Genomic DNA, 21,376 nt, shown 5'->3' with positions numbered 1-21,376 from the left:
TGATTTCAATTGCAGCATTTGGTACGACTACGCGGCAAGTGCCGTTACATGCTCAGGCCGCTGTGTTGGCGCACGTCGTACCGAGGCGCCGGGATTGCACTCGAAAGCTTGCCGTTCATGGTGCGGCGAGCCATCTCATAGCGATCCCATTCCGCCTGGTCGGGCAGCGAAGGAATTGTCACGGTCTCGCCGAGATCGAGGCCTGCCAATGCGGCGTCGACCATGTCGTCAGCCGACATCACGATCTCCGCGGGCAGTTGGTGAACCGGCTTGCCGGCAATGTCCCAAAATTCGGTCGCTGTGGCGCCGGGAAGGACCGCTTGAGCGCGGATGCCCTTGTCAGCGAGTTCGTGGACGAGAGAATGATTGAGCGCCAACACGAATGCCTTGGTGCCGCCGTAGACGCCGTTCAATCGCTCCGGCGCGATCGCAACGATCGACGAAATGTTGATGATCGTGCCGCGGCCGCGGCTGACGAATCCAGGGACCACGGCATAGGTCAGGCGGGTCGGTGCGTTAACATTAAGTCGGATCATCTCCTCCATTTGGTCGACATCGGAGGCAAGAAGCGGCTTGGTGGCGCCAAAGCCGGCGTTATTGACCAGCAGGGAAATTCCGGTGTTGGTCCGCAAGATGTCCTCGACGCGTCGCAGGTCTGCCGGAGAGGTGAGATCGGCTTGGACCGTCTCCACGTTCCGGCCGGTGTCGCTCGTGAGACGACGCGCCAACGATGCAAGCCGATCCACGTTGCGAGCAACCAGAATGAGATCGTGGCCGCGCTTTGCCAGCCGGTCAGCGTAGACCGCTCCGATACCGCTCGATGCGCCGGTAATGAGCGCAATGCCCTTTGTTTCAGTCGTGTTCATGTCCGTCTCCCGTGCGCACCAAGCGACTACGTTGTCGAGACTGGAGATAAACTCTGCTCAGTTATTCGGTATTAGACAAAGCCGAGATGCATCCTTCCAAAAAACGGAAGCAGACAGGAACCGTATGGCAGCCTGCCGCCACCGCGCAGACACACTCGCAATTGCGAGCCGAAATATGTCCAACTGGAAGCACCGCTACAGATGAAGCTCTTCAGTCGCCCGAGCCGCGCAATCGTGCTGACGACGCCGGTCATTGCCACGTCCCGCAGCGAAGCGGATTCCGGTGGCGCGATTTGAGGGTGAACGCAAGAGCCACAGAAACCGTCTTGAGGTGACCGCGACGGCTGGCGGTGTGGCAAGCGAAATCCGCGGGATCAAAGAGGTCGCCTTTCGGCCTCCCGTCGCCCGTAACGGCCGTCCGCGCCCTTGGCAGACCAATTCAACGAGGTATCTAGCACCCTGTATCTTCCGAAATTTGCGGCGGCGTGGCAAAGTCGAGAGCTGTCCTTCCGGATTTTGGAAGAGGATTCGAATGGATCGGTTGGAAGCGATGTCGACCTTCCTCGCCGTGGTCGAGGCCGGCAGCCTGTCGGCTGCGGCGCGTCGATTGAAGACGCCGCTCGCAACGGTCAGCCGTAAGGTCTCCGAGCTTGAGTCACATTTGCGGACCAAGCTGTTCAGTCGGTCGAGCCGCCAACTGGTGCTCACCGATGCGGGCAGCTCCTACCTGGCCGCATGCAAGCGCATTCTTGCGGACGTGATCGAAGCGGAGCGTTCGGCGTCGGGTGAATATATCGCGCCGACAGGCGAGCTATCTGTGACAACGCCGCTCGGTCTTGGGCGAACCATCCTCATTCCGATCATGGCCGATTTCCTCAAGGCGTATCCGGATATCAAGGTCAGAATGATCCCCACAGATCGCGTGCTGAGTCTGGTTCAGGAGCAAATCGATGTTGGGGTGCGCATTGGCGCGCTGCCGGATAGCGGCCTGATGGCGATACGGGTCGGCGAAGTGCGTCGCCTGGCCTGCGCCAGTCCCGCCTATCTTTCGGTTCGCGGAACGCCGCGTACGCCGGAAGAATTGGCAGGGCATGATTGCATAACCTATGCCGGCTTTGCGTCAGGCGATGTCTGGACCTTCGTCAAAGACAAGGCGACGACTGCAGTCCCGGTACAGACGCGGCTCGTCGTCGGAAATGCTGAGGCCGCCTTCGCCGCAGCTCGTGCCCGGATCGGAATTGCGGCCGCTCTTTCCTACCAGCTTCAGGAACCCCTAAACGAGGGTGGACCTTTGACGACCGTGCTCGATGATTTCCAGCCGGTACCGCTGCCGGTGTCTCTTGTATACGCCGCCAACCGATTCCTGCCGATCAAAATACGCGCTTTCCTGGATTTCGCGGCGCCGCGGTTGAAACGAGTGCTCGCCAGTTAACGGCGGGGTCGCTAGGGAGCTTTGGTTGGCCGCAGCCCGACAACAACCTCGCGATTCTTCAAAGAGGCGTTCCGATCTCAATGGCGTCGACGGACTTTTCAAACGCTCTTTTCAAAACGCGCTTGCCGATGGTCTTGAGCACCAGACCGAGGATCCATCCCTTGAAATCCTTGCCCTCGCGTACGACAGCGGCGTCAATGTCGGTCGTGCCGTCTGGACGGCGCGTGAAACTGTATGTGTGCCCTGACGCGCCTCCCCATACGTTGGAATCGGTGGTCGTGAGTACAACGCGGTGGGGATCGGACCAGTCGTAGGTCAGGCGTTCCCAGATGCCGGATGAGCCTTCTGTGACGTCGGCGTGCGAACGTCCCTTGTGATGCACCTTGAGGTACTCGTCGGCGCTATTGCCGAAGAGCTTCGCGCGGCCGGGCCCGAAGTCGGTGAGCCCGGCGATATACTGTTCGGGTGTCAAAGTGGTCGTTCGATGGAGTCGGATCGTCGACATGCTTGGCTTCCTTATTCCGTAGCTACATTATGTGAGGCCAAGACTCAGTCCACGGCTGCGTTAGCCTTGCGGACGAGGACGCTGTCGCCTTGCCGGCTGATTTCCAGCCTGCTCGCCCGATCCGCTGTCGAAAGAACCACACGCTGGCCCGGCGCAAGAACAGACACGACGCGGATCGGCGTTCCTGCCTCGCCTTGCGCGATGGTTGTGACGACGTGAAACCCATCAGGCTCGGCGGTGTAGTAGGCCACGCCCGAGATATCGCCAAGGTGGATGCTCGTCGCTTCAATCGGACGGAGGCGATCAGCATGAGCGGTCGTCAGAGAGGTAAAAGCAAATACGGTTGCGGCAAGCATGTTTTGGATTGACATGGCGCTCTCCTGTTGTTTGCGACAAGGGTTCAGTGGTCGCAGAGCATAGCGATCTTGGTGATCACGACAGAATGTTGTGGGGGTGCTGAGCATTGGCTCCGTTGGCACCATGCATCAGTGGCGGCTCGTCTCGCTGCTCGTTGATCGATTGAGACGGCGGAAAAACGCTGTCGTAAATGGCGCGGGCTTCTCGAATCAGGCGGAGTCGCTCGCGCTCGGCCTTTGACACAAATCGGACAACTTCTCCCATAACCGCCTCCTGGTGTGTTGGGCCGCGCTCTGGCGGCGTCTGGTCCAGGAGATGGGGCGAGGACGATGCGCCAACAGGCGCGCATAGCGGAAGGAGCCCTTCCAAATTGTGGAAAGCCCAGCCGAGGCTGAAAATCCGCTCGAACAAGCGCTCTTAGTGCGGGTATTTTCGCGAGAAGGTCCGCCAGAAACCAGGACCTTACATCGCTCAGTCAACGGCGCCCCGCAGCTCTAGAACGGAGCGAGCATTGCGACAGCGACGCTCATTCGGTCGCATCGAAATCCTCCTCCTTCGCGTTCAGCATCGCTGCCAATGTACGCAGGCCAGTATCGAGTTGGTCCATGGTCGGAGCCGCCAAAGCCAGCCTCACGGCGTTGGGTGCATGGCCAGGCGTGGCGGCAAAGGTCGTCGACGGAGTCAGTGCAATGTCGCGCCTGGCTGCGGCAGCGACTAAGGTCTGCGAGCGCCAGTGTGCCGGCAGAGTCAACCACAGATGATAGCATTTTCCGTTGGTCTGGATTTCGAAGCCCGAAAGGCAATCAACCGCAAGCTTCTGACGCGCGCGCGCATCGAGGCGCTTCAATCTCGTAAGCTCGGCAATGGTGCCATCACCCATCATTCGCTGCGCAGCCGCAAACGCAAATCCCGATGCGGTCCACCCGCCCGAACGCACCGAGACCGCCATGGTTTCACGTAGCCGCGGCGGCGGCACGATGAAGCCCAGGGTCAGGCCCGGCGCGACCCTCTTCGAGAGACTGTCGATGACAATGCAGGCCTCCGGCGCCAGCGCGGCAAGTGGCGGCTCATTGTCCAGGAAGCCGTAGACGTTGTCCTCAATGATCGGAAGGTTGAGCTTCTCGACGACGCGCAGGAGATCGGCCCGGCGTGCCGAGGTCATTGTCATACCCAACGGATTGTGGATCGCCGGCTGAATGTAGATGGCCGAGAGATGGGCCTCACGGTGCGCCTTTTGCACCGAGTCAGGCCGTACGCCGCCTTCGTCCATCGCTAGAGGCACCAGCAAAACACCCAGCCGGGCCGCGATGCCCTTGATGAAGGGATAGGTCAGGGCCTCCACGCCGCAGCGGCCGCCGGTAGGCACGATTGCGGCAAGTGCGGCGGCAATGCTCTGCCGCCCGTTCCCGGTGAACACGAGTTGTTCAGCGGTGGGCGACCAGGCACCCTGCGACAGATATTCAGCCGCGACGCTTCGGACCGCCGTTGTTCCGATGCTGGTCCCCTGCCTCAATGCGGCATCGAGCGCCGCAACTTTGTCCAGGCCATTCAGGCTTTTTGCGATCAGCGCGGTCTGATCGGGAAGCATCGGATAATTGAACTCGAGGTCGATCCGGACGCCCCGCGGCTCGCTTGGCGCTGCCGCTCCGCGCCTGGCATTGCCCGAGATGAAGGTGCCCCTACCTATCTCGCCGACGACGAGCCCGCGGCGCAGTAGCTCGGCGTAGACGCGGCCCGCCGTCGAGACGGCGATCTTACGCTCGCAAGCAAAATTGCGCTGAGGCGGCAGGCGGTCGCCCGGCTTGAAGGCGCCTGCAGCTATTTCCGAGGCAATTGCATCAGCGAGCTTCAGATATTCGGGCTTCGACATTTATTGCACCGAGTTCAATGTTCTCATTGCACCGAGAACTGTATCGGGTCATTCTGGCCACATCAACCCAATCTTACCGGGGATGCGAAGACTTCCTCAATCAAGGCGCGGTCCGCTCGAGGAGCGGTTGCGCCAAAGGCGTCGCATTGCCCGGAGCAACCAATGGAGATCTCCCATGGAGTTGACGCTCACCACGATCATGGTCGCCTTTGCCGGCGTCTTCCTGATCTGTTTCATGAAGGGAGCGTTCGGTGGCGGATTCTCCATCGTCGGCATTCCACTACTGTCGTGCGTGATGGACCCGGTCACCGCCGGTGGTCTGCTCGCGCCCTTGTTCATCGCGATGGATCTGTTCGCGCTGCTGTACTGGAAGCCTTCGACCTGGTCGAAGCCTGACCTTGCGCTGCTGTTGCCGGGACTCGTAATTGGCATCGGGTTTGGCTACCTGGTGTTCCGCTTACTCGACCATCGCGCGATCGCAATTTTGATGGCGGTGCTCACTCTGATCTTTGTTGGCCTATGGCTGGTTGCAGGCGCGGAAATTGCTACACGTCCGCGGTCCAGGCCGAAGGCAATCACCGCCGGTCTTGCCTCGGGAATAACCACGATGGTGGCGCATTCAGGCGGGCCGCCGCTTGCGATGTATCTACTGCCCCTCGGCCTCAGCAAGGAAATCTACGCCGGAACGACAAGCCTGTTCTTCACCGTCGGCAACGCGACCAAGGCGGTGCCGTGGCTGCTGCTGGTCAAACCGACCGCCAGCGTCTGGACCTTGATGGCGATTTGTCTGTTCGCCATTCCCGGCGGCGTATGGCTGGGTTGGCGACTTCACGGCTCGCTGGACCAGCGTCAGATCTATCGTGCTTGCTACGGACTGCTGGTCGTGACGGCATTGAAGTTACTGTGGGACGGCGCTTCCGGCTATCTCGCTTGAGTGGGCGGGACCTTGGGTAACACGCCGGCGGACGTATCCAACACGTCGGGATCTCTCAGACTTCGGAAGGATTGCTTCCAAAATCCAGGGGGGTGGCAAGGCGGACTCTCTTCTCCATCTTGTTCGACAACGGCGTCTTGCGAAGAGGACGCCAACGCTCAATTCTGACGTGGATAGTCCCTAGGACCTATGCTGGCCACATATGATCGCCGCGGATCGGATCCGGCTAAGAAATTCTGAGAAAACATGAACTCGTCGCACGGCGTGCGACGTACGACCACGAAAAACGTCGCACGAGACCCGCTTTGTTCTGCCGGGGAAACTAAAAAAGCCCTTGCGGGCCAACCTCTTGAGGGTGGTGGGCGCACCAGGGCTCGAACCTGGGACCCGCTGATTAAGAGTCAGCTGCTCTACCAACTGAGCTATGCGCCCGAAAGGCGGTCAAAAGCCTTGCGAGGCCGGTCGTTTAGCAAAGCGATCCGGGTATGGCAAGCGATGCAGCGCAGGTTTTCCAAGGTTCTTCCACAGGCCCCGAAATGCGAAAAGCCGCTGGATTCCAGCGGCTTCGCCAAGGCTAGATCCCGGGAAATCCCGGTCCGCTCACAATCGGCCTTCCCGGTCCCCGCCACCGTCCCGGTTAAAGCGATCCCCGCCGTGGAAGCGGTCCATAAACCGATGCCGCAGACCGTCCTCGCCGCCGCCGAACGGGCCACGGTGGCGGGTCAGGACGGCGAGGCGCCGCTTTTGGCCCTCATCGAGCGTTTTGTACAGAGGATCGGCGGCGTCGGCGATGTTCTTAAGCGCCGCGGAAGTCGCACCCATGTCCTCGGCACGCTGGCGCAGACGGGCAACCGGATCTTCGGGTTTGTCGGCATCCTTGTTGGCATCGCCTGGACCGGCATTCATCCGCGCATTGGCGCGGTCGATCCGCAGCTTGGCGAAGTCGCGCACGGCGGTCTCGACCGGCGGCCACAACTTCTCCTGGTCGACATTGAGCTTCAGCCCGGCATGGACGGCAGCGATCCGTGCGTCGACCATGGCGGCGCGGTCTTCTGGGTTCATGCGCATGTGGTGGAAGTGCTCCATCCACGGGCGGTGAAATTGAGCGTAGACCGCGCCCGAGCCGGCGATGCTGAGCGCGGCGATGGCGGCGATGGTGAACTTTCTCATAACAACCTCCTCTGGAAAGGATGGTTTGAAGATGAGCCCGGCGGCCTCCGCGCGCAACTTACAACTTGGACAGGAAGCGCGTTCCTGCAGAAATGTAGTCGCCGTTAACGTCTGTTCAGACGCAAACTGAAATCATTCGCAACAAAAAGGGCTCCCATGCGGTGCACAGGAGCCATTCTTGCCTGCACTATACATCCATGTAACCGAGTTAGTTTGTCGTGCTCTTGGCTTCCTTCTGGAATTCGTCGATCAGCGGCTGGCCGACGCGGCTCGCCGCGTCCTTGTAGACCGGCTCCATCGCCTTGCGCATCGCCTCGTCCTGCTCCGGGGCGAGCTTGATGATCTCGCTCTTGCCGCTCTTCCTGATCTCGGCGAGCGCGTCGTCGTTCTCCTTCTGCGACTGCGCGTTATTGAAGTCGGTCGCCTCCTTCATCGCCTTCGCAAGCTGGTCGCGGATGTCGGCCGGCAGATCGTCCCAGAACTTCTTGTTCACGATCACGACATAGCCGATATAACCGTGGTTGGTCTCGGTGATGTACTTCTGCACCTCGTGCATCTTCTGGGTATAGATGTTCGACCAGGTGTTCTCCTGCCCGTCGACCACGCCGGTCTGGAGCGCCTGATAGACTTCCGAGAACGCCATCACCTGCGGCAGCGAGCCGAGCGCCTTGAACTGCGCCTGGAGCACGCGCGAGGACTGGATGCGGAACTTGACGCCTTGATAGTCCGCCGGCGTGATGAGCTTCTTGTTGGCGCTCATCTGCTTGAAGCCGTTGTCCCAATAAGCAAGCCCGGTGATGCCCTTGGGCTCGAGCAGCTTGAGCAGCCGCGCGCCGAGCGGGCCTTCCGTCACCTTCCGCAGCGTCTTCAGGTCGGGAAGGATGTAGGGCAGATCGAACACCTCGAATTCGCGGATGCCGAGCGGGCCGAATTTCGAGTTGGACGGCGCCAGCATCTGCACGCTGCCGAGCTGGAGCGCCTCTAGCTCTTCCTTGTCCTTGTAGAGCGACGAGTTCGGATAGATCTCGATCTTGACCTTGCCGCCGGTGTATTTCTCGGCGAGCTCCTTGAACTTCTCCGACGCCTTGCCCTTCGGCGTGTCGGTGGCGACCACGTGGCTGAACTTGATGATGATCGGCGACTCGGCCGATGCCGGGCCGGCCAAGCCAAGTGCCAGGACCGCGATGGACGCCGCGATCGCGAAGGTGCGCATGATGTCTCCCTTGTATATTCTCTTGGGCAGCCTAACGCGGCCGCCTATCCTCTAGCCGGGAGATCAATAGCGGCTCACGCATCGAACTGCTATTGGCCGTTAGCAGGGCAGCTATTCGCCGCAAATGCAGAGTCATTCCGGAGCGGTCCGTAGGACCGAATCCGGAATCTCGAGATTCCGGGTTCTCGCTTCGCGAGCCCCGGAATGACGAACTTCGTTCGTCAGCTCGCCGCTGCCGTGGTCACGGCGTCGCGCTGGCGCTTCATGACGATCTTGTTGAGCGCGCCGAGATAGGCCTTCGCCGACGCCACCAACGTATCCGGATCCGCCGCGCGCGCGGTCATCGCACGTCCCTCATGCGACAGCCGTACCGAGACCTCGGCCTGCGCGTCGGTCCCCTGGGTCACGGCGTGGACCTGATACAGGTCGAGCTTGGCCTCATGCGGCACCAGCGCCTTGATGCAGTTGAACACCGCATCCACCGGACCGTTGCCCTCGGCCTCCTCGATCTTGATCTGGCCGTCGACGTCGAGCTTCATGGTCGCGCGCTGCGGACCGTGCGTGCCGGCGATCACCGTGAGCGAAGTCAGCTTGATGCGGTCGTGCGACGCCGCCATCTCCTCGTCGACCAGCGCCTCGATGTCCTCGTCGTAGATGTCCTTCTTGCGGTCGGCCAAGGCCTTCATCCGCGTGAACGCATCTTCCAGCTGGTTCGGACCGAGCTTGTAGCCCATCTCCTCCAGCTTGTGCACGAAGGCATGGCGGCCGGAATGCTTGCCGAGCACCAGCGAGGACTGCTTCAGGCCGACCATTTCGGGCCGCATGATCTCGTAGGTGGACGCGTCCTTCAGCACGCCGTCCTGATGGATGCCGCTCTCATGCGCGAACGCGTTCCGGCCGACGATCGCCTTGTTGTACTGCACCGGGAACGAGGTCGCCGCCGATACCACTTTCGAGGCGCGGGTGAGCTGCGTCGTGTCGATCTTGTTCCAGAAGGGGAATTTGTCGTTGCGCACGTTGATCGCCATCACGATCTCTTCCAGCGCGGCGTTGCCGGCGCGCTCGCCGATGCCGTTGATGGTGCATTCGACCTGGCGCGCGCCGCCGATGACGCCGGCCAGCGAGTTCGCCACCGCCATGCCGAGGTCGTTGTGGCAGTGCACGGAGAACACCGCCTTGTCGGAGTTCGGCACGCGCTCGATCAGCGTCTTCATGAAGTGCGTGTATTCGTCCGGCGTGGTGTAGCCGACCGTGTCCGGAATGTTGACCGTGGTGGCGCCGGCCTTGATGACCGCTTCGACGATGCGGCACAGATAATCCATCTCGCTGCGGGTGCCGTCCTCGGCCGACCATTCGACGTCGTCGATCTGGTTGCGCGCGCGCGCGACCATCGCGACCGAGGTCTCGAGCACCTGCTCCGGGGTCTTGTTCAACTTCACGCGCATATGCAGCGGCGAGGTCGCTATCACGGTATGGACGCGGCCGCGCTTGGCGAATTTCACCGCCTCGGCGCAACGGTCGATATCTGCCGGGTGCGCGCGGGACAGGCCGGCGATCACCGCATTCTTGGAGCGGCGGGCGATTTCGCTCACCGCCTGGAAGTCGCCTTCGGAGGTGATCGGAAAGCCGGCTTCGATGACATCGACGCCCATATCGTCCAGCATCTCGGCGACCTCGAGCTTCTCCTCGAAGGTCATGGTAGCGCCGGGACATTGCTCGCCGTCGCGCAGCGTGGTGTCGAAAATGATGACGCGGTCCTTGTCGGACTTGTTCACGGAGGCCATTTCAGATTTCCTTTTGAGCTTTCGCGCCGGTCGTTGCTGGGGGCGCTAACGGGGGCCGCTGATCTCGTACATCCCCTGAGCGCCCAGGCGCATGGCGCCCAGCCGGCCCTCAGGGGCAGCTAAGAAGAAGCCCGCCGATCAGGAGGGTAGGCAGCAGCGCGGCCGGGATCGTGGCGGCGGCCAGAGCCACCTCCCTCGAAATCCCATCAATTTGGCCGCGAATCAGCATTGCCAGACCCTTTTGAGCCTTCAGATCCTCGGTCAAAACCGTTGACGGTTGGTTGCCGGGAGGCTCGATACGGCGGTTCTAGACGAGAAATGGGCGCCACTGCAACGCCAAAAGATGGTCAGCGGAGCTGACCTGACTGCAGGGATGCCTCCCGGGCAGTCGGACATACATCCTTCCGTCATTCCGGGGCGCGCCACTTTGCGCGAGCCCGGAATCCATTTCTCGGCGTAACCCGCTGCATGATGGATTCCGGGCTCGCGCTCCGCGCGCCCCGGAATGACGACAACTGATGCAGACCGATCGGCGCGCGAGGTGGACCGCTAACCCGCGCGGCGGGCGCGGGCTCTGCTTTCCCAGCGATCGAGCATTTGGCCGAGTTCACCGGTGGCCGGCAAGGCGATCTCGTTGGTGTTGGCGGCCGCGGCGGCGGGGAGCCAGTCGGGCTGCATGTACTCACGCCAGCGGCGAGCCTCCGCCCGCCGTTTGCGGGAAACGAAATCGCGCGTGAAATAACCACCCGCAAACCCGATCCCGAGCAGTACGATCAACATGATAGCGGCTTGCACAATCAGCTCCGGCTGTTTCAGCCGCAAGTTCTGCCAGGATCGGCCGCGAGGTCAATGCTTGACACGGCCCGAACGGGCGACGCGTGATCTTCATGCAAACAAAATTTTCGTGTGACGGCCCGGAACGTTTTCGGTTCTCGGTGATGACGCAATTTGCGCACAATCGCGACGAAATCGGAACGTGAATTGATTGCGCTCGCGGTTACGCGAGGATGCCAGATGGCACTCGCAACCGGCCGCGGACCGAACTAACCTTGTCGTGCTCGGCCGGATCAACCGGCCAGTGAAATGATCCGGGAGGACGCGATGACGCGCCAACAACAGCGTGACCAGGAGACTGCGCTTTCACGACGGACGCTGGTTCAAGGGCTTGCGCTCGGGGCCGCAGCCACAATGGCCGGAACGAGCACCGCGCTGGCGCAAGCCAGCCCCGCCGCGCCGCCCACGACGATCACCACCCCGCCGCGCGACTTCGGCCCCCATGGCGCGCCGACCACCTATTTCTGGGACCCCGACATCATCGCCGTCGATCCGGCCTTCAATGACCTTGCGCAACCCAACACCTCCATCAAGCGGCTCTACACGGGCGTGCTCTGGGCGGAAGGTCCGGCGTGGAGCGCACAGGGCCGGTATCTGTTGTGGAGCGATATTCCCAACAACCGGCAGATGCGCTGGAGCGAGGACGACGGCCGCGTCAGCGTATTCCGCTCGCCCTCCAACAACTCCAACGGCAACACGTTCGACTTCCAGGGCCGCCAGCTCTCCTGCGAGCACCTGACCCGACGGGTCACACGCTATGAGCATGACGGCACTGCCACCGTGCTGTGCGACAACTACAATGGCAAGCGCCTGAACTCGCCGAACGACGTCGTCGCGCATCCCGACGGCAGCTACTGGTTCACCGACCCGCCCTATGGCGGCCAGCTCTATGAAGGGGAGCCCGATGCGGCGGGCGGACCGGGCAATGCGCCCGGCAAGCTCAACCCACGGATCGGCCAGCCGGCCGGCTTCGCACCGAGCAAGCGCGAGCTGCCGACCAACTGCTATCGCATCGATCCCTCGGGCCGTATCGACCTCGTCGTCAGCGAGGACCAGCTGCCCGATCCGAATGGCCTCTGCTTCTCGCCCGACTTCAAGAAGCTCTACGTCGTCTCGACCGGCAAGGGCCCGGGCGACACCGGCCCGGGCGGCAATGGCGAGATCTTCGTGTTCGACGTCGGCAGCGACAACAAGCTCTCCAACAAGAAGCGGTTTGCCGATTGCGTTATCGACGGCGTGAAGTGTGGGCCGGACGGCGTACGCTGCGACGTCAACGGCAATGTCTGGACCTCCAGTAATGCGGGCCGCGCCGTCGGCTACAACGGCGTGACGGTGTGGTCGCCGGAGGGCAAGTTGCTGGGCCGCATCCGCCTGCCGGAAGTGTGCGGCAACATCTGCTTCGGCGGGCCCAAGCGCAATCGCCTGTTCATGGCCGCGAGCCAGTCGCTCTATGCGGTGTACACGGCAACGCAGGGTGCCGGGCCGGGCTGAGCATGCGCGAGCTGAATTGCGACGAGGCGCCCGCGCTCCCCGCTGGCGCCTCAAACTTTGCGTGCTACGCTTGGCTCCCAACGATAGACTCGGGTCAGGAAACCAACCATGCGCGTTGTGATCTGCGGCGGCGGCGTGATCGGGGCCTGCACCGCTTACTTCCTCCGCCGGCACGGCGTCGAGGTCATCGTCGTGGAACGGACCGAAGTGGCGGCCGCGGCCTCCGGCAAGGCCGGCGGATTCCTGGCGCGCGACTGGTGTAGCGGAACGCCGCTCGACGCGCTGGCGCGGCGCAGCTTTGCGCTTCACGCGCGACTGCCGCAAGAGATCGAGGGCGATTGGGGCTATCGCCCGATGAGCGCGTATGCCGGCCATGTTGTGCCCGATGGCGATCCGCGGCGGACTGCACCATCGGCATTCGACTGGCTCAGCGATGGCATCGTGATCGGGCAGCCCCTTGGCACCACCGAGACGACCGCGATCGTTCATCCGCAAAAGTTCACGTCGGCCATGATGAACGCGGCGCTCGCGCAAGGCGCCGAGCTTCGCTTCGGCCGCGTCACCGGCATCGGCCGCGATCCGCATGGGACCCGCGCGAAAGGCGTCGAGGTCGAAGGCAGCATCATTGAAGCGGATGCCATCGTGATCGCGATGGGTCCCTGGTCGCTGCTCGCCGCGATCTGGATGAACATGCCCGCCCTTTATGGTCAACGCGGCCCGAGCATCGTGTACGACACCGGCACGCATGTGTCGGCAGACGCCTTGTTTCTCGAGATGGAGATCTACGGCGCGGTCACCCCCATCGAGGTGTTCCCTCGCCCCGACGGCAGCACCTATGTGACCGCTTGGCCCGACACCGCTGCCTTCCCCACCGATCCGGCCGACGTGAAGCCCGAGTACAACCGTCTGCACAACTTGCAACGAATGTCGGAGCGACTATCGCCACTGTTCCGGCCGGAGAAGATCATCGCGACACAGGCCTGCTTTCGTCCGGTGACCGAGGACGGCTTGCCGTTGATTGGCCGCGTGCCGCAGGATGACGGCCTGTATGTTGCGACCGGACATGGTGTCTGGGGTATCCTCAACGCCCCCGCAACGGGCGAAGCGCTGGCGGAGCTGATCGTCGAAGGCGCAACGCGCAATGTCGATCTCGCGCCATTCGACCCTGCCCGCCTCAAGCCACTCAATGTGCGCCGACGATGATCACGATGACACAGTTGTACGCCTGCATGCAATCGCATGCCCGCCGCCGAAATCTGCATGCCTGCGCGTGAAAGCTTTGCGCCGCGCTAGACTTTAGTTCTCCTCGCATAATCCTGAATGCAGTTTCGCTTGCCGAGAATGACCTCACCGCTATAGTCCCGCGCAATAGCTCATTAGAGGCTTGTTCAAGGGAGAGAAATAACATGCGATACTCTGTTGCATTGCGAATGGCATTTGGTGCGGCCGCGGTCGGGACGCTGACGATGGCGTCAGGCGCGGCATTCGCGGCGGATCCGATCAGGATCGGCGTGATCGCGGAAGCTCAGGCGATTGCCGGCGCCTCCATTCCGCAGGCGGCACAGCTCGCCGCCGACGAGATCAACGCCGCCGGTGGCGTCGACGGCCGCAAGATCGAGATCATCGGCTACGACAATCACTCCTCCTCGGCAGACTCGGTGCGCGCATTCCAGCGCGCGGTCAACGAGGACAAGGTCAACGCGGTCATCGCGAGCTATATCAGCGAGGTGGTGTTGGCGCTGGAGCCCTGGGCTTCACGGCTGAAGACGCCGTTCGTCACACCAGGCGCGGCCTCCAACGAGATCAGCAAGAGCGTTCACGCCGATTACGAGAAGAACAAGTATACTTTCCACGGCTATCTGACCTCGGCAGCACTCGCGCTCTCGGTCTGCGATGGTGCCAAGGACCTTCTCGTCGACAAGATGCACATGAAGACGGCCGTCATCACGAGCGAGGATGCCGCCTGGACCAAGCCGCTCGATGTCGGCTATGAGGAATGCCTGCCCAAGATCGGGCTGAAGGTGCTCGACCACATCCGCTTCTCGCCCGACACCACCGACTTCACACCGATCTTCAACAAGATCGAGGGCGCCAAGCCCGACGTGATCATCACCGGCATCTCCCATGTCGGCGTGCAGCCGACGGTGCAGTGGAAGAACCAGCAGGTGCCGATCCCGATGTTCGGCATCTCGTCGCAGGCGACCAACGAGACCTTCGGCAAGGACACCAACCAGGCGGCCGAAGGCGTGCTCTATCAGGGCGTCTCGGGGCCGGGCGTGGCGGTGACGCCGAAGTCGGTGCCGTTCGCGGAAAACTTCAAGAAGAAGTTCGGCAATTATCCGTCCTATGCCGGTTACACCGCCTATGACGAAGTCTATTACATCGCGGACGCGGTGAAGCGGGCCGGCTCGACGGATGCCGACAAGCTGGTCGACGCGCTGGAGAAGACCGACTGGGAAGGCACGATCGGCCGCGTTCAGTTCTACGGCAAGGACGATCCGTTCACCCACTCGATCAAATACGGCAAGGGCCTGATCACCGGGCTGATGCTGCAATGGCAGGACGGCAAGCAGAGCGCGGTCTGGCCCAAGGAAGTCGCCAAGGTCGACATCAAGTTCCCGAGCTTCATCAAGCTCTCGAACTAGCAGGACACGCTCCCGGGACCACCTCCCGGGAGCTTCTACATGCGGCGCCCCGCAGCACCTTCCCTCCAGCAGGACTCTTGGCCGATCTTAGATGCGAGTATTCCAGATTCTGATCGATGGCTTTGCCATCAGCGCTCTTTACGCCCTCGGTGCCACCGGCTTCACGCTGATCTTCGGCGTCTCCGGCGTTCTCAATCTCTCGCACGGCGCCATCATGGTGGCAGCAGCGGTGGCGGCCTGGGCCGCCGCCAGCATCCTGAACGTCGGCACTTATGCCGGCGCACTGATCGGGGTCGTCGTTGCCCTCGTCGCGGCGTTCGCCACCTATTTCGCCGTCGTGAAGCCGATCCAGGACTCCCGGCGCATCCCCAATGAGGAGAAGGAGATCTTCGTCCTGACCGGCACGCTGCTCTGGGGCATCATGATCCAGGAGCTGATCGCCTACTTCTTCACCAACAACGCCAAGACCGTGCTGCCGATCGTCGAGGGCGTCGTCGACGTGCTCGGCGTGCGCACACCGAAGAACGAGATTTTCACCGCGATCGTCTGCTGCCTCGTCATCGCCCTGTTGTGGCTGCTGGTGAACCGCACCCGCACCGGCAAGGCGGTGCTGGCCGCCTCGATGAACCCGCGCGGCGTCACCCTGCTCGGGCTCGAGCTCACCAACATCTATGTCGTGGTGTGGGCGATCTACGGCATCCTCGCCGGCATTGCCGGCGTGCTGCTTGGGATGTTTCTGGGTGTCAGTTCCTACAGCGTCGGACCGCTGACCGCGAGCGCGTTCTCGATCGTGGTGCTCGGCGGCCTCGGCAGTGTCTCCGGCTCGTTGATCGCGGCCTTCGTGGTCGGTTATCTCGAGACCTTCACGGCCTATTTGGTATCACCGGCCTACCGCACCATTCCGGCGCTCCTGCTCCTCGTGTTCGTGATGTACATCCGGCCCCAGGGCCTTCTGGGGAGGCGCTGAGATGGCAAGCTTCTTTACGTCGCGCCTGTTCTTTGTCTCGCTTGCGCTGGTGGTAATCGCGGCAACATTGCCGCTTTACGTCTCCGGCTATGTGCTTGGTCTGCTCACCGTCGCGTTCTATTTCGGCGTGTTCGCGATGGCCTGGGACCTGCTGTTCGGCTTCGCTGGCGAAGTGAATTTCGGGCCGACCTTCCTGATCGGCGTCGGCGCCTACACCGCCGGCATCCTCAATGCCCAGTTCGGCTGGTCGGTCTATCTCTGCATCGTGCTCGGCGCACTCGCCTCGGTCATAGCCGGCCTCGTGCTGGCGCTGCCGGCGTTGCGGGTGCGCGGGCCGTATTTCGGCCTGACCACGCTGGTCGCGGTGCTGATGCTGCAAAACTTCATCGTGGTGTTTGCAGATCTCACCGGCGGTGAGATCGGTCTCACCATCCCCGACGTCATTTCGATCAACGCCGGCACCAATTACTGGATCGCGCTCGGCTTCATGACGATCTCCGCGGCGATCCTCTATGGGCTGTCGCAGTCGCCGGTCGGGCTCGTGCTGCAAGCCAGCGGTCAGGATCCGGTGCAGGCCGGCGCACTCGGCTTCAACATCGTCAAGCACAAGCTCGCCGCCTTCGTCGTCAGCGCGTTCTTCTCGGGCCTATCCGGCGCATTGCTGGTGTTCTACTTCGGCACCGCATCGGTCGGCACCGTCGTCGATGTCGCGGTCGGCGTGAACGTGATCGTTGCGGCCGTGCTCGGCGGAAGACGCACGGTGCTCGGGGCAGCGCTAGGGGCGATCTTCCTGATCGTGGCCGGCGAATTCCTGCGGCCAACCGGCGAACTTGCGACCTTCATCGTCTCGGCGGTCGCCCTCCTCGTCGTTCTGTTCTTCCCCGGCGGCTTCCTCGGAGCGGCCCTCTCGCGCGAGGCACGCTCGTAATGGACCAGAGGATTGCAAACCGACCCGTGCTCGAAGTCCGCGGCCTGACCAAGCGCTTCGGCGGATTGACGGCGGTGAAGAACCTCGGCTTCGAGGTCAACAGCGGCGAGATCTTCGGCCTGATCGGGCCGAACGGCTCCGGCAAGTCGACTGCGATGAAGAGCGTGATGGGCATCGAGCGCCCGACCGCCGGCGACGTGATCTTCGAGGGCGAGAATGTCGCAGGCCTGCCCGCGCACAGGATCGCGCGCAAAGGTTTTGGCATGGTGTTCCAGCACTCCCGACCGCTGAACAGACAGACCGTGCTGGAGAACATCATGGTGGCGCTGCTGCCGGACAGCCTTTTCATGCTGTTCCCGGACAAGGCGCTGCTCGAGCGCGCCAAGTGGATCGCGGATCGCGTCGGGCTGGGCGCGGTGATGAACCGCCGGCCGCCGACGCTGCCCTTCGCCGATTTGCGCCGGCTCGAACTCGCCAAGGCGATCGCACGCGATCCCAAGGTCGTGCTGGTGGACGAGCCGTTTGCAGGCCTGACGCGCGCCGAGGTCGACGTCTTTTCCGACCTGATCCGCAGTTTTCGCGACGAGGGCCGCGCGGTGATGCTGGTCGACCACAACGTCAAGAGCGTCGCGGCCCTCGTCGACCGCGTGCTCGCGATGTATCTCGGCGAGGAGATCGTCACCGGCAAGGCCGACGACGTCATGAAGAACGAGACCGTGCGACGGGTCTATCTCGGCGGCGCGCTCGAGAGCCATGCGCGGCCGGAGACCAGCTTCAAGGACAAGGTGCCCCTGCTCCAGGTCGACAATGTCAGCGTGTTCTATGGCAAGGCGCAGGCACTGGAGAACGTCTCGATCCACGTCCACGAGGGCGAGTTCGTCTCCATCGTCGGACTGAACGGCGCCGGCAAGACGACGCTGTTCAACACCATCTCCGGCTTCCTTCCCTATAGCGGCGAGATCGTGCGTGGCGGTGAGACGCTGCGCGGTACGAGCCCAGCCAAGATCGCCCGGAGCGGCCTGGTGCAATGCCCGGAATCGCGCGAGCTTTTCGGCGAGATGAGCGTGCGGGAAAATCTCGATCTCGGCGGCCAGCATCTCACCGACGAGAAACGCGCCACCCAGCTCGCCTGGCTGTTCGAGCTGTTCCCGATCCTGAAAGAGCGGCAGGGCCAGCTGGCGCAGACACTCTCCGGCGGCGAACAGCAGATGCTCGCGATCGGCCGCGCGTTGATGATGCAGCCGCAGATCCTGATCCTCGACGAACCGACGTTGGGACTTGCGCCCGTCATCCTCGAACTCTTGTCCAAGGCGCTGGAGAAGCTGCGGCAGACCACCTCGATCACCGTGCTGCTCGGCGAGCAGAACGTCACCTTCGCGCTGCCGCATGCCGACCGCGTTTATGTGCTCGAACACGCCCGCATCGTTTGGGAGGGCGATCCCGGCCGGTTCGCCGCGGAGGCCGGTGCCGACTTTCTCTAGTTCGCAACGTAAACAACAGAACAAGAAAGGAAACGACCATGCGATCATCGACGAAATTGAGCAGCAACTTGCTTTTCGCCTCCGCGCTGGCGGTATGCCTCGCCGTCCCGGCCTACGCACAGTCGAACGACCCGATCAAGATCGGCGTCATCGCCGAGGTGCAGTCGATTGCAGGTGCAGCCACACCGGGCGGCGCGCAGATCGCCGCCGACGAGATCAACGCCAAGGGCGGCATCCTCGGCCGCAAGGTCGAGATCGTCACCTACGACAACAAGAGCTCGTCAGCAGATTCCGTGCGCGCATTCCAGCGCGCGGTGAGCGAGGACAAGGTCTCCGCCGTGATCGCGAGCTATATCAGCGAGGTCGTGCTGGCGCTGGAGCCGTGGGCGGCGCGGCTGAAGATGCCGCTGATCACGCCGGGCGCGGCATCGAACGAGATCACCAAGGCGATCCACAACGACTACGAGAAGAACAAGTATACTTTCCACGGTTATTTGACCTCGGCAGCGCAAGCCCAGATCGTCTGCGACGCCGCCAAGGATCTCCTGGTCGACAAGCTCAAGTTCAAGACGGTCGCAATCATGAGCGAGGACGCCGCCTGGACCAAGCCGCTCGACGTCGGCTACGAGGCCTGCCTGCCCAAGGCCGGGCTCAAGGTGGTCGAGCATGTGCGCTTCTCGCCGGATACCACCGACTTCACGCCGATCTTCAACAACATGGAGGGCAAGAAGCCCGACGTGATCGTCACCGGCATCTCGCATGTCGGCGTGCAGCCGACGGTGCAGTGGAAGAACCAGCAGGTGCCGATCCCGATGTTCGGCATCAGCGCGCAGGCGCTGAGCCCGACGTTCTGGAAGGACACCAATGGCGCCGCCGATGGCGTGCCGTCGCTGGCCGTGGCGACACCTGACGTCGCCGTGACACCCAAGACCAAGCCGTTCGCGGCGGCCTTCGCGGCCAAGTTCGGCACGCCGCCGGCCTATACCGGCTACACGGCCTATGACGACGTCTACATCATCACCGATGCGATCAAGCGCGCCGGCTCGACGGATCCCGACAAGATGGTCGCGGAGATGGAGAAGACCAATTACGAGGGCACGATCGGCCGGATCCAGTTTTACGGCAAGGACGACGAATTCACCCACGGCATCAAGTCCGGCCCCGGCACCGTGACGGGCCTCGTCTTCCAGTGGCAGGATTCCAAGCAGGTCGTGGTCTGGCCCGAGAAAATCGCCGAGGGCAAGCTGAAGTTTCCGGACTTCGTGAAGCTGTCGCAGTAATCGTTTCACGCTGACATCGAGCTCATCGCTCGCTTGCGAGCGATGAGCTTTTCCTTGCTTCTCGCAGATGCGTTGTGGCCGCGGCGCACCGCGTATCGACCTTGGGCGATGTTGACTTTCCGCCGTGCCACTCCCCATACTTCGAAAAAAACAACAACCAATCACAAGATGGTTTTGAGGGGAGGATAGGATGCCCACTTCACGCAGGCAGCTGCTGAAGACATCGGCGGCCGCTGCCGCCGCACTCAGCCTCGATTGGACCCGGGCCCAGGCACAGGCCGAAACATTGCGCATCGGGCTGATCTACGACCTGACCGGCCCGTTTGCCGCCGGCGGCTCGGTCGCCTCATCGGTCGGCGCACAGATCGCCATCGACCTCGTCAACGAGAAAGGCGGCATCGGCGGCAAGACCAGGATCGTGCCCGTTGCGGCCGACTCCCAGAGCAAGGCCGACGTCGCCATCAACGAGGCCGAACGCCTGATCAGCCAGGAAAAGATCGACATCATCAACGGCGTCTATTCCAGCGCGCACGCGGTGCCGATGGCGGCGAAGGTGGAGCAGCAGAAGAAGATTCTCTGGATCACGACCGCGGTCTCGACCGCCGTGTTCAAGGACAAGAACCTGCACTATGTGTTTCGCGCGCAGATCCATTCGGATCAGTATGGCCAGGCCTTTGCCGGCTTCATGAGCGAGCACGCCAAGGGCAAGCTCGGCATGGAGCCGAAGGACGTCCGGATCGCGCTGATCCACGAGGACGGCCCATATGGCGTCGGCGTCGCCGCCGCAGACGAATCCTATGCCAAGGAGGCCGGACTTCAGGTTGTCTTGAAGGAGGGCTATTCGGCTTCGGCACCGGACCTGTCGGTGCTGGTCACGAAGATCAAGCGCGCCAAGGCCGATGTGATTTCGCATGCCGGCTACAACCCGGACATCACCCTGTTCCTGCGCCAGGCCCGCGAGAGCGGCCTGCGCTTCAAGATGCTGTTCGGTGCCGGCGCCGGTTACAGCCAGCTCGACAAGCTGCGCGCGACCTTCGGCCCCGACATCGACCATTTCTGCAACATCGACCCGGTACCGGCGCAACTGCTGGATCCGTCAAAACTCGCGCCAGGCATGGGCGATCTGATCAAGACCATGGTCTCGCGTTACCAGGCCAAGATGGGCGCCACAGACGTGCCGCCGCATTGCTCGATGGGCTTCAACCAGACCTGGGTCTTGCTCAACAATGTGCTGCCCGTCGCCAAGGAGAAATACGGCAGCTTCGAGCCCGACGCCATTCGCAAAGCCGCGCTTGACGTCGACATTCCCGCCGGCGGCACCATCCAGGGCTACGGCGTCAAATTCTTCCCGCCGGGCACGCCGCTCTCCGGCCAGAACGAACGCTCGACTCCGGTGGTGATGCAGAACGCCGGCGAGCACATCTCGGTGGTGTGGCCGACGAATATCAGGACGAAGGATCCAGTGTTTCCGCTGCCGAAGGGTTCGACTTACGGGGCGTGAGATGCTCAATGCACCCTCTCCCCTTGTGGGAGAGGGTGGCTCGCCGCGCGGCGAGACGGGTGAGGGGTATCTGTCGGCACGCCCAACTCTCACCGGATTTACCGAAACAGACCCCTCA

General features: G+C 62.5%; 19 protein-coding genes and 1 tRNA gene. 10 read left to right on the top strand and 10 right to left on the bottom strand.

Annotated features, from left to right (window positions below; genetic code table 11):
- Positions 1-44: 44 nt before the first annotated feature.
- Positions 45-866 (bottom strand): SDR family NAD(P)-dependent oxidoreductase, encoded by an 822-nt coding sequence (locus AB8Z38_RS33755; RefSeq protein ID WP_369721880.1) that lies wholly within the window; start codon positions 864-866, stop codon positions 45-47.
- Positions 867-1,398: 532 nt separating this feature from the next.
- Between AB8Z38_RS33755 and AB8Z38_RS33750 the strand changes: the two genes are divergently transcribed.
- Positions 1,399-2,298: a LysR family transcriptional regulator gene (locus tag AB8Z38_RS33750; protein WP_369721879.1), complete on the top strand. Its 900-nt coding sequence runs from the start codon at positions 1,399-1,401 to the stop codon at positions 2,296-2,298.
- A gap of 58 nt (positions 2,299-2,356) precedes the next feature.
- Here AB8Z38_RS33750 and AB8Z38_RS33745 read toward each other — a convergent pair whose 3' ends face one another.
- The 4 genes from AB8Z38_RS33745 to AB8Z38_RS33730 all read right to left on the bottom strand — a co-directional run bounded on the left by AB8Z38_RS33745 (position 2,357) and on the right by AB8Z38_RS33730 (position 5,030).
- Complete coding sequence (locus AB8Z38_RS33745; RefSeq protein ID WP_369721878.1) at positions 2,357-2,803, bottom strand: hypothetical protein; 447 nt, start codon at positions 2,801-2,803, stop codon at positions 2,357-2,359.
- A gap of 44 nt (positions 2,804-2,847) precedes the next feature.
- Complete coding sequence (locus AB8Z38_RS33740) at positions 2,848-3,174, bottom strand: hypothetical protein (protein ID WP_369721877.1); 327 nt, start codon at positions 3,172-3,174, stop codon at positions 2,848-2,850.
- Positions 3,175-3,235: 61 nt separating this feature from the next.
- Positions 3,236-3,424, bottom strand: coding sequence for a hypothetical protein (locus AB8Z38_RS33735; RefSeq protein WP_369721876.1), 189 nt, complete (start codon positions 3,422-3,424; stop codon positions 3,236-3,238).
- A gap of 262 nt (positions 3,425-3,686) precedes the next feature.
- Positions 3,687-5,030, bottom strand: coding sequence for a PLP-dependent aminotransferase family protein (locus AB8Z38_RS33730; RefSeq protein WP_369721875.1), 1,344 nt, complete (start codon positions 5,028-5,030; stop codon positions 3,687-3,689).
- A 175-nt stretch (positions 5,031-5,205) separates the two neighbouring features.
- On the opposite strand from AB8Z38_RS33730, the gene AB8Z38_RS33725 reads away from it, so the two are divergent.
- Entirely contained in the window at positions 5,206-5,964 is a 759-nt protein-coding gene (locus AB8Z38_RS33725; protein ID WP_369721874.1) for a sulfite exporter TauE/SafE family protein, read from the top strand.
- Between the two features lie 356 nt (positions 5,965-6,320).
- On the opposite strand, the gene AB8Z38_RS33720 is transcribed toward AB8Z38_RS33725, so the two are convergent.
- From AB8Z38_RS33720 to AB8Z38_RS33700, 5 genes are all read right to left on the bottom strand, one after another.
- Positions 6,321-6,396: transfer RNA gene (locus tag AB8Z38_RS33720), tRNA-Lys, on the bottom strand.
- Positions 6,397-6,564: 168 nt separating this feature from the next.
- Positions 6,565-7,134 (bottom strand): Spy/CpxP family protein refolding chaperone, encoded by a 570-nt coding sequence (locus AB8Z38_RS33715; RefSeq protein ID WP_369721873.1) that lies wholly within the window; start codon positions 7,132-7,134, stop codon positions 6,565-6,567.
- A 208-nt stretch (positions 7,135-7,342) separates the two neighbouring features.
- The gene (locus tag AB8Z38_RS33710) at positions 7,343-8,347 is read right to left on the bottom strand and encodes a TRAP transporter substrate-binding protein (protein ID WP_369721872.1); all 1,005 of its coding nucleotides are present in this window, start codon (positions 8,345-8,347) and stop codon (positions 7,343-7,345) included.
- Positions 8,348-8,568: 221 nt separating this feature from the next.
- Positions 8,569-10,131 (bottom strand): 2-isopropylmalate synthase, encoded by a 1,563-nt coding sequence (locus AB8Z38_RS33705; RefSeq protein WP_369721871.1) that lies wholly within the window; start codon positions 10,129-10,131, stop codon positions 8,569-8,571.
- Positions 10,132-10,680: 549 nt separating this feature from the next.
- A complete protein-coding gene (locus AB8Z38_RS33700) occupies positions 10,681-10,911 on the bottom strand; it encodes a hypothetical protein (RefSeq protein WP_369726671.1) in 231 nt (76 codons plus the stop codon).
- Between the two features lie 321 nt (positions 10,912-11,232).
- Here AB8Z38_RS33700 and AB8Z38_RS33695 point away from each other — a divergent pair, with 321 nt between their 5' ends.
- The 8 genes from AB8Z38_RS33695 (at position 11,233) to AB8Z38_RS33660 (ending at position 21,258) form a co-directional block, all read left to right on the top strand.
- Entirely contained in the window at positions 11,233-12,456 is a 1,224-nt protein-coding gene (locus AB8Z38_RS33695; RefSeq protein WP_369721870.1) for an SMP-30/gluconolactonase/LRE family protein, read from the top strand.
- A 108-nt stretch (positions 12,457-12,564) separates the two neighbouring features.
- Positions 12,565-13,659 carry an NAD(P)/FAD-dependent oxidoreductase gene (locus AB8Z38_RS33690; protein WP_369721869.1) on the top strand — a complete coding sequence of 365 codons (1,095 nt, stop codon included), beginning with the start codon at positions 12,565-12,567 and terminating at the stop codon, positions 13,657-13,659.
- A gap of 263 nt (positions 13,660-13,922) precedes the next feature.
- Entirely contained in the window at positions 13,923-15,101 is a 1,179-nt protein-coding gene (locus AB8Z38_RS33685; RefSeq protein ID WP_369726670.1) for an ABC transporter substrate-binding protein, read from the top strand.
- A 91-nt stretch (positions 15,102-15,192) separates the two neighbouring features.
- The gene (locus AB8Z38_RS33680; protein WP_369721868.1) at positions 15,193-16,068 is read left to right on the top strand and encodes a branched-chain amino acid ABC transporter permease; all 876 of its coding nucleotides are present in this window, start codon (positions 15,193-15,195) and stop codon (positions 16,066-16,068) included.
- A gap of 1 nt (position 16,069) precedes the next feature.
- Complete coding sequence (locus AB8Z38_RS33675; RefSeq protein ID WP_369721867.1) at positions 16,070-16,996, top strand: branched-chain amino acid ABC transporter permease; 927 nt, start codon at positions 16,070-16,072, stop codon at positions 16,994-16,996.
- Complete coding sequence (locus tag AB8Z38_RS33670; RefSeq protein ID WP_369721866.1) at positions 16,996-18,477, top strand: ATP-binding cassette domain-containing protein; 1,482 nt, start codon at positions 16,996-16,998, stop codon at positions 18,475-18,477. Before AB8Z38_RS33675 ends, AB8Z38_RS33670 begins: the two co-directional genes overlap by 1 nt.
- 38 nt (positions 18,478-18,515) lie before the next feature.
- The gene (locus AB8Z38_RS33665; RefSeq protein WP_369721865.1) at positions 18,516-19,757 is read left to right on the top strand and encodes an ABC transporter substrate-binding protein; all 1,242 of its coding nucleotides are present in this window, start codon (positions 18,516-18,518) and stop codon (positions 19,755-19,757) included.
- A gap of 190 nt (positions 19,758-19,947) precedes the next feature.
- Positions 19,948-21,258, top strand: coding sequence for an ABC transporter substrate-binding protein (locus AB8Z38_RS33660; RefSeq protein WP_369721864.1), 1,311 nt, complete (start codon positions 19,948-19,950; stop codon positions 21,256-21,258).
- Positions 21,259-21,376 lie beyond the last annotated feature (118 nt).

The organism is Bradyrhizobium sp. LLZ17, from assembly GCF_041200145.1.
Lineage (GTDB): Bacteria > Pseudomonadota > Alphaproteobacteria > Rhizobiales > Xanthobacteraceae > Bradyrhizobium.
The sequence above is the reverse complement of the archived record's forward strand: the minus strand, read 5'-3'. Positions and strand labels throughout refer to the sequence as shown.

Excerpts from the sequence above, each read along its gene's own strand:
- AB8Z38_RS33725 (WP_369721874.1), top strand. The coding sequence starts at position 5,206 with ATGGAGTTGACGCTCACCACGATCATGGTCGCCTTTGCCGGCGTCTTC.
- AB8Z38_RS33730 (WP_369721875.1), bottom strand. The coding sequence starts at position 5,030 with ATGTCGAAGCCCGAATATCTGAAGCTCGCTGATGCAATTGCCTCGGAA.
- AB8Z38_RS33740 (WP_369721877.1), bottom strand. The coding sequence starts at position 3,174 with ATGTCAATCCAAAACATGCTTGCCGCAACCGTATTTGCTTTTACCTCT.
- AB8Z38_RS33695 (WP_369721870.1), top strand. The coding sequence starts at position 11,233 with ATGACGCGCCAACAACAGCGTGACCAGGAGACTGCGCTTTCACGACGG.
- AB8Z38_RS33685 (WP_369726670.1), top strand. The coding sequence starts at position 13,923 with ATGGCGTCAGGCGCGGCATTCGCGGCGGATCCGATCAGGATCGGCGTG.
- AB8Z38_RS33750 (WP_369721879.1), top strand. The coding sequence starts at position 1,399 with ATGGATCGGTTGGAAGCGATGTCGACCTTCCTCGCCGTGGTCGAGGCC.
- AB8Z38_RS33660 (WP_369721864.1), top strand. The coding sequence starts at position 19,948 with ATGCCCACTTCACGCAGGCAGCTGCTGAAGACATCGGCGGCCGCTGCC.
- AB8Z38_RS33675 (WP_369721867.1), top strand. The coding sequence starts at position 16,070 with ATGGCAAGCTTCTTTACGTCGCGCCTGTTCTTTGTCTCGCTTGCGCTG.
- AB8Z38_RS33715 (WP_369721873.1), bottom strand. The coding sequence starts at position 7,134 with ATGAGAAAGTTCACCATCGCCGCCATCGCCGCGCTCAGCATCGCCGGC.
- AB8Z38_RS33735 (WP_369721876.1), bottom strand. The coding sequence starts at position 3,424 with ATGGGAGAAGTTGTCCGATTTGTGTCAAAGGCCGAGCGCGAGCGACTC.
- AB8Z38_RS33745 (WP_369721878.1), bottom strand. The coding sequence starts at position 2,803 with ATGTCGACGATCCGACTCCATCGAACGACCACTTTGACACCCGAACAG.
- AB8Z38_RS33705 (WP_369721871.1), bottom strand. The coding sequence starts at position 10,131 with ATGGCCTCCGTGAACAAGTCCGACAAGGACCGCGTCATCATTTTCGAC.
- AB8Z38_RS33680 (WP_369721868.1), top strand. The coding sequence starts at position 15,193 with ATGCGAGTATTCCAGATTCTGATCGATGGCTTTGCCATCAGCGCTCTT.
- AB8Z38_RS33755 (WP_369721880.1), bottom strand. The coding sequence starts at position 866 with ATGAACACGACTGAAACAAAGGGCATTGCGCTCATTACCGGCGCATCG.
- AB8Z38_RS33670 (WP_369721866.1), top strand. The coding sequence starts at position 16,996 with ATGGACCAGAGGATTGCAAACCGACCCGTGCTCGAAGTCCGCGGCCTG.
- AB8Z38_RS33700 (WP_369726671.1), bottom strand. The coding sequence starts at position 10,911 with ATGTTGATCGTACTGCTCGGGATCGGGTTTGCGGGTGGTTATTTCACG.
- AB8Z38_RS33690 (WP_369721869.1), top strand. The coding sequence starts at position 12,565 with ATGCGCGTTGTGATCTGCGGCGGCGGCGTGATCGGGGCCTGCACCGCT.
- AB8Z38_RS33710 (WP_369721872.1), bottom strand. The coding sequence starts at position 8,347 with ATGCGCACCTTCGCGATCGCGGCGTCCATCGCGGTCCTGGCACTTGGC.
- AB8Z38_RS33665 (WP_369721865.1), top strand. The coding sequence starts at position 18,516 with ATGCGATCATCGACGAAATTGAGCAGCAACTTGCTTTTCGCCTCCGCG.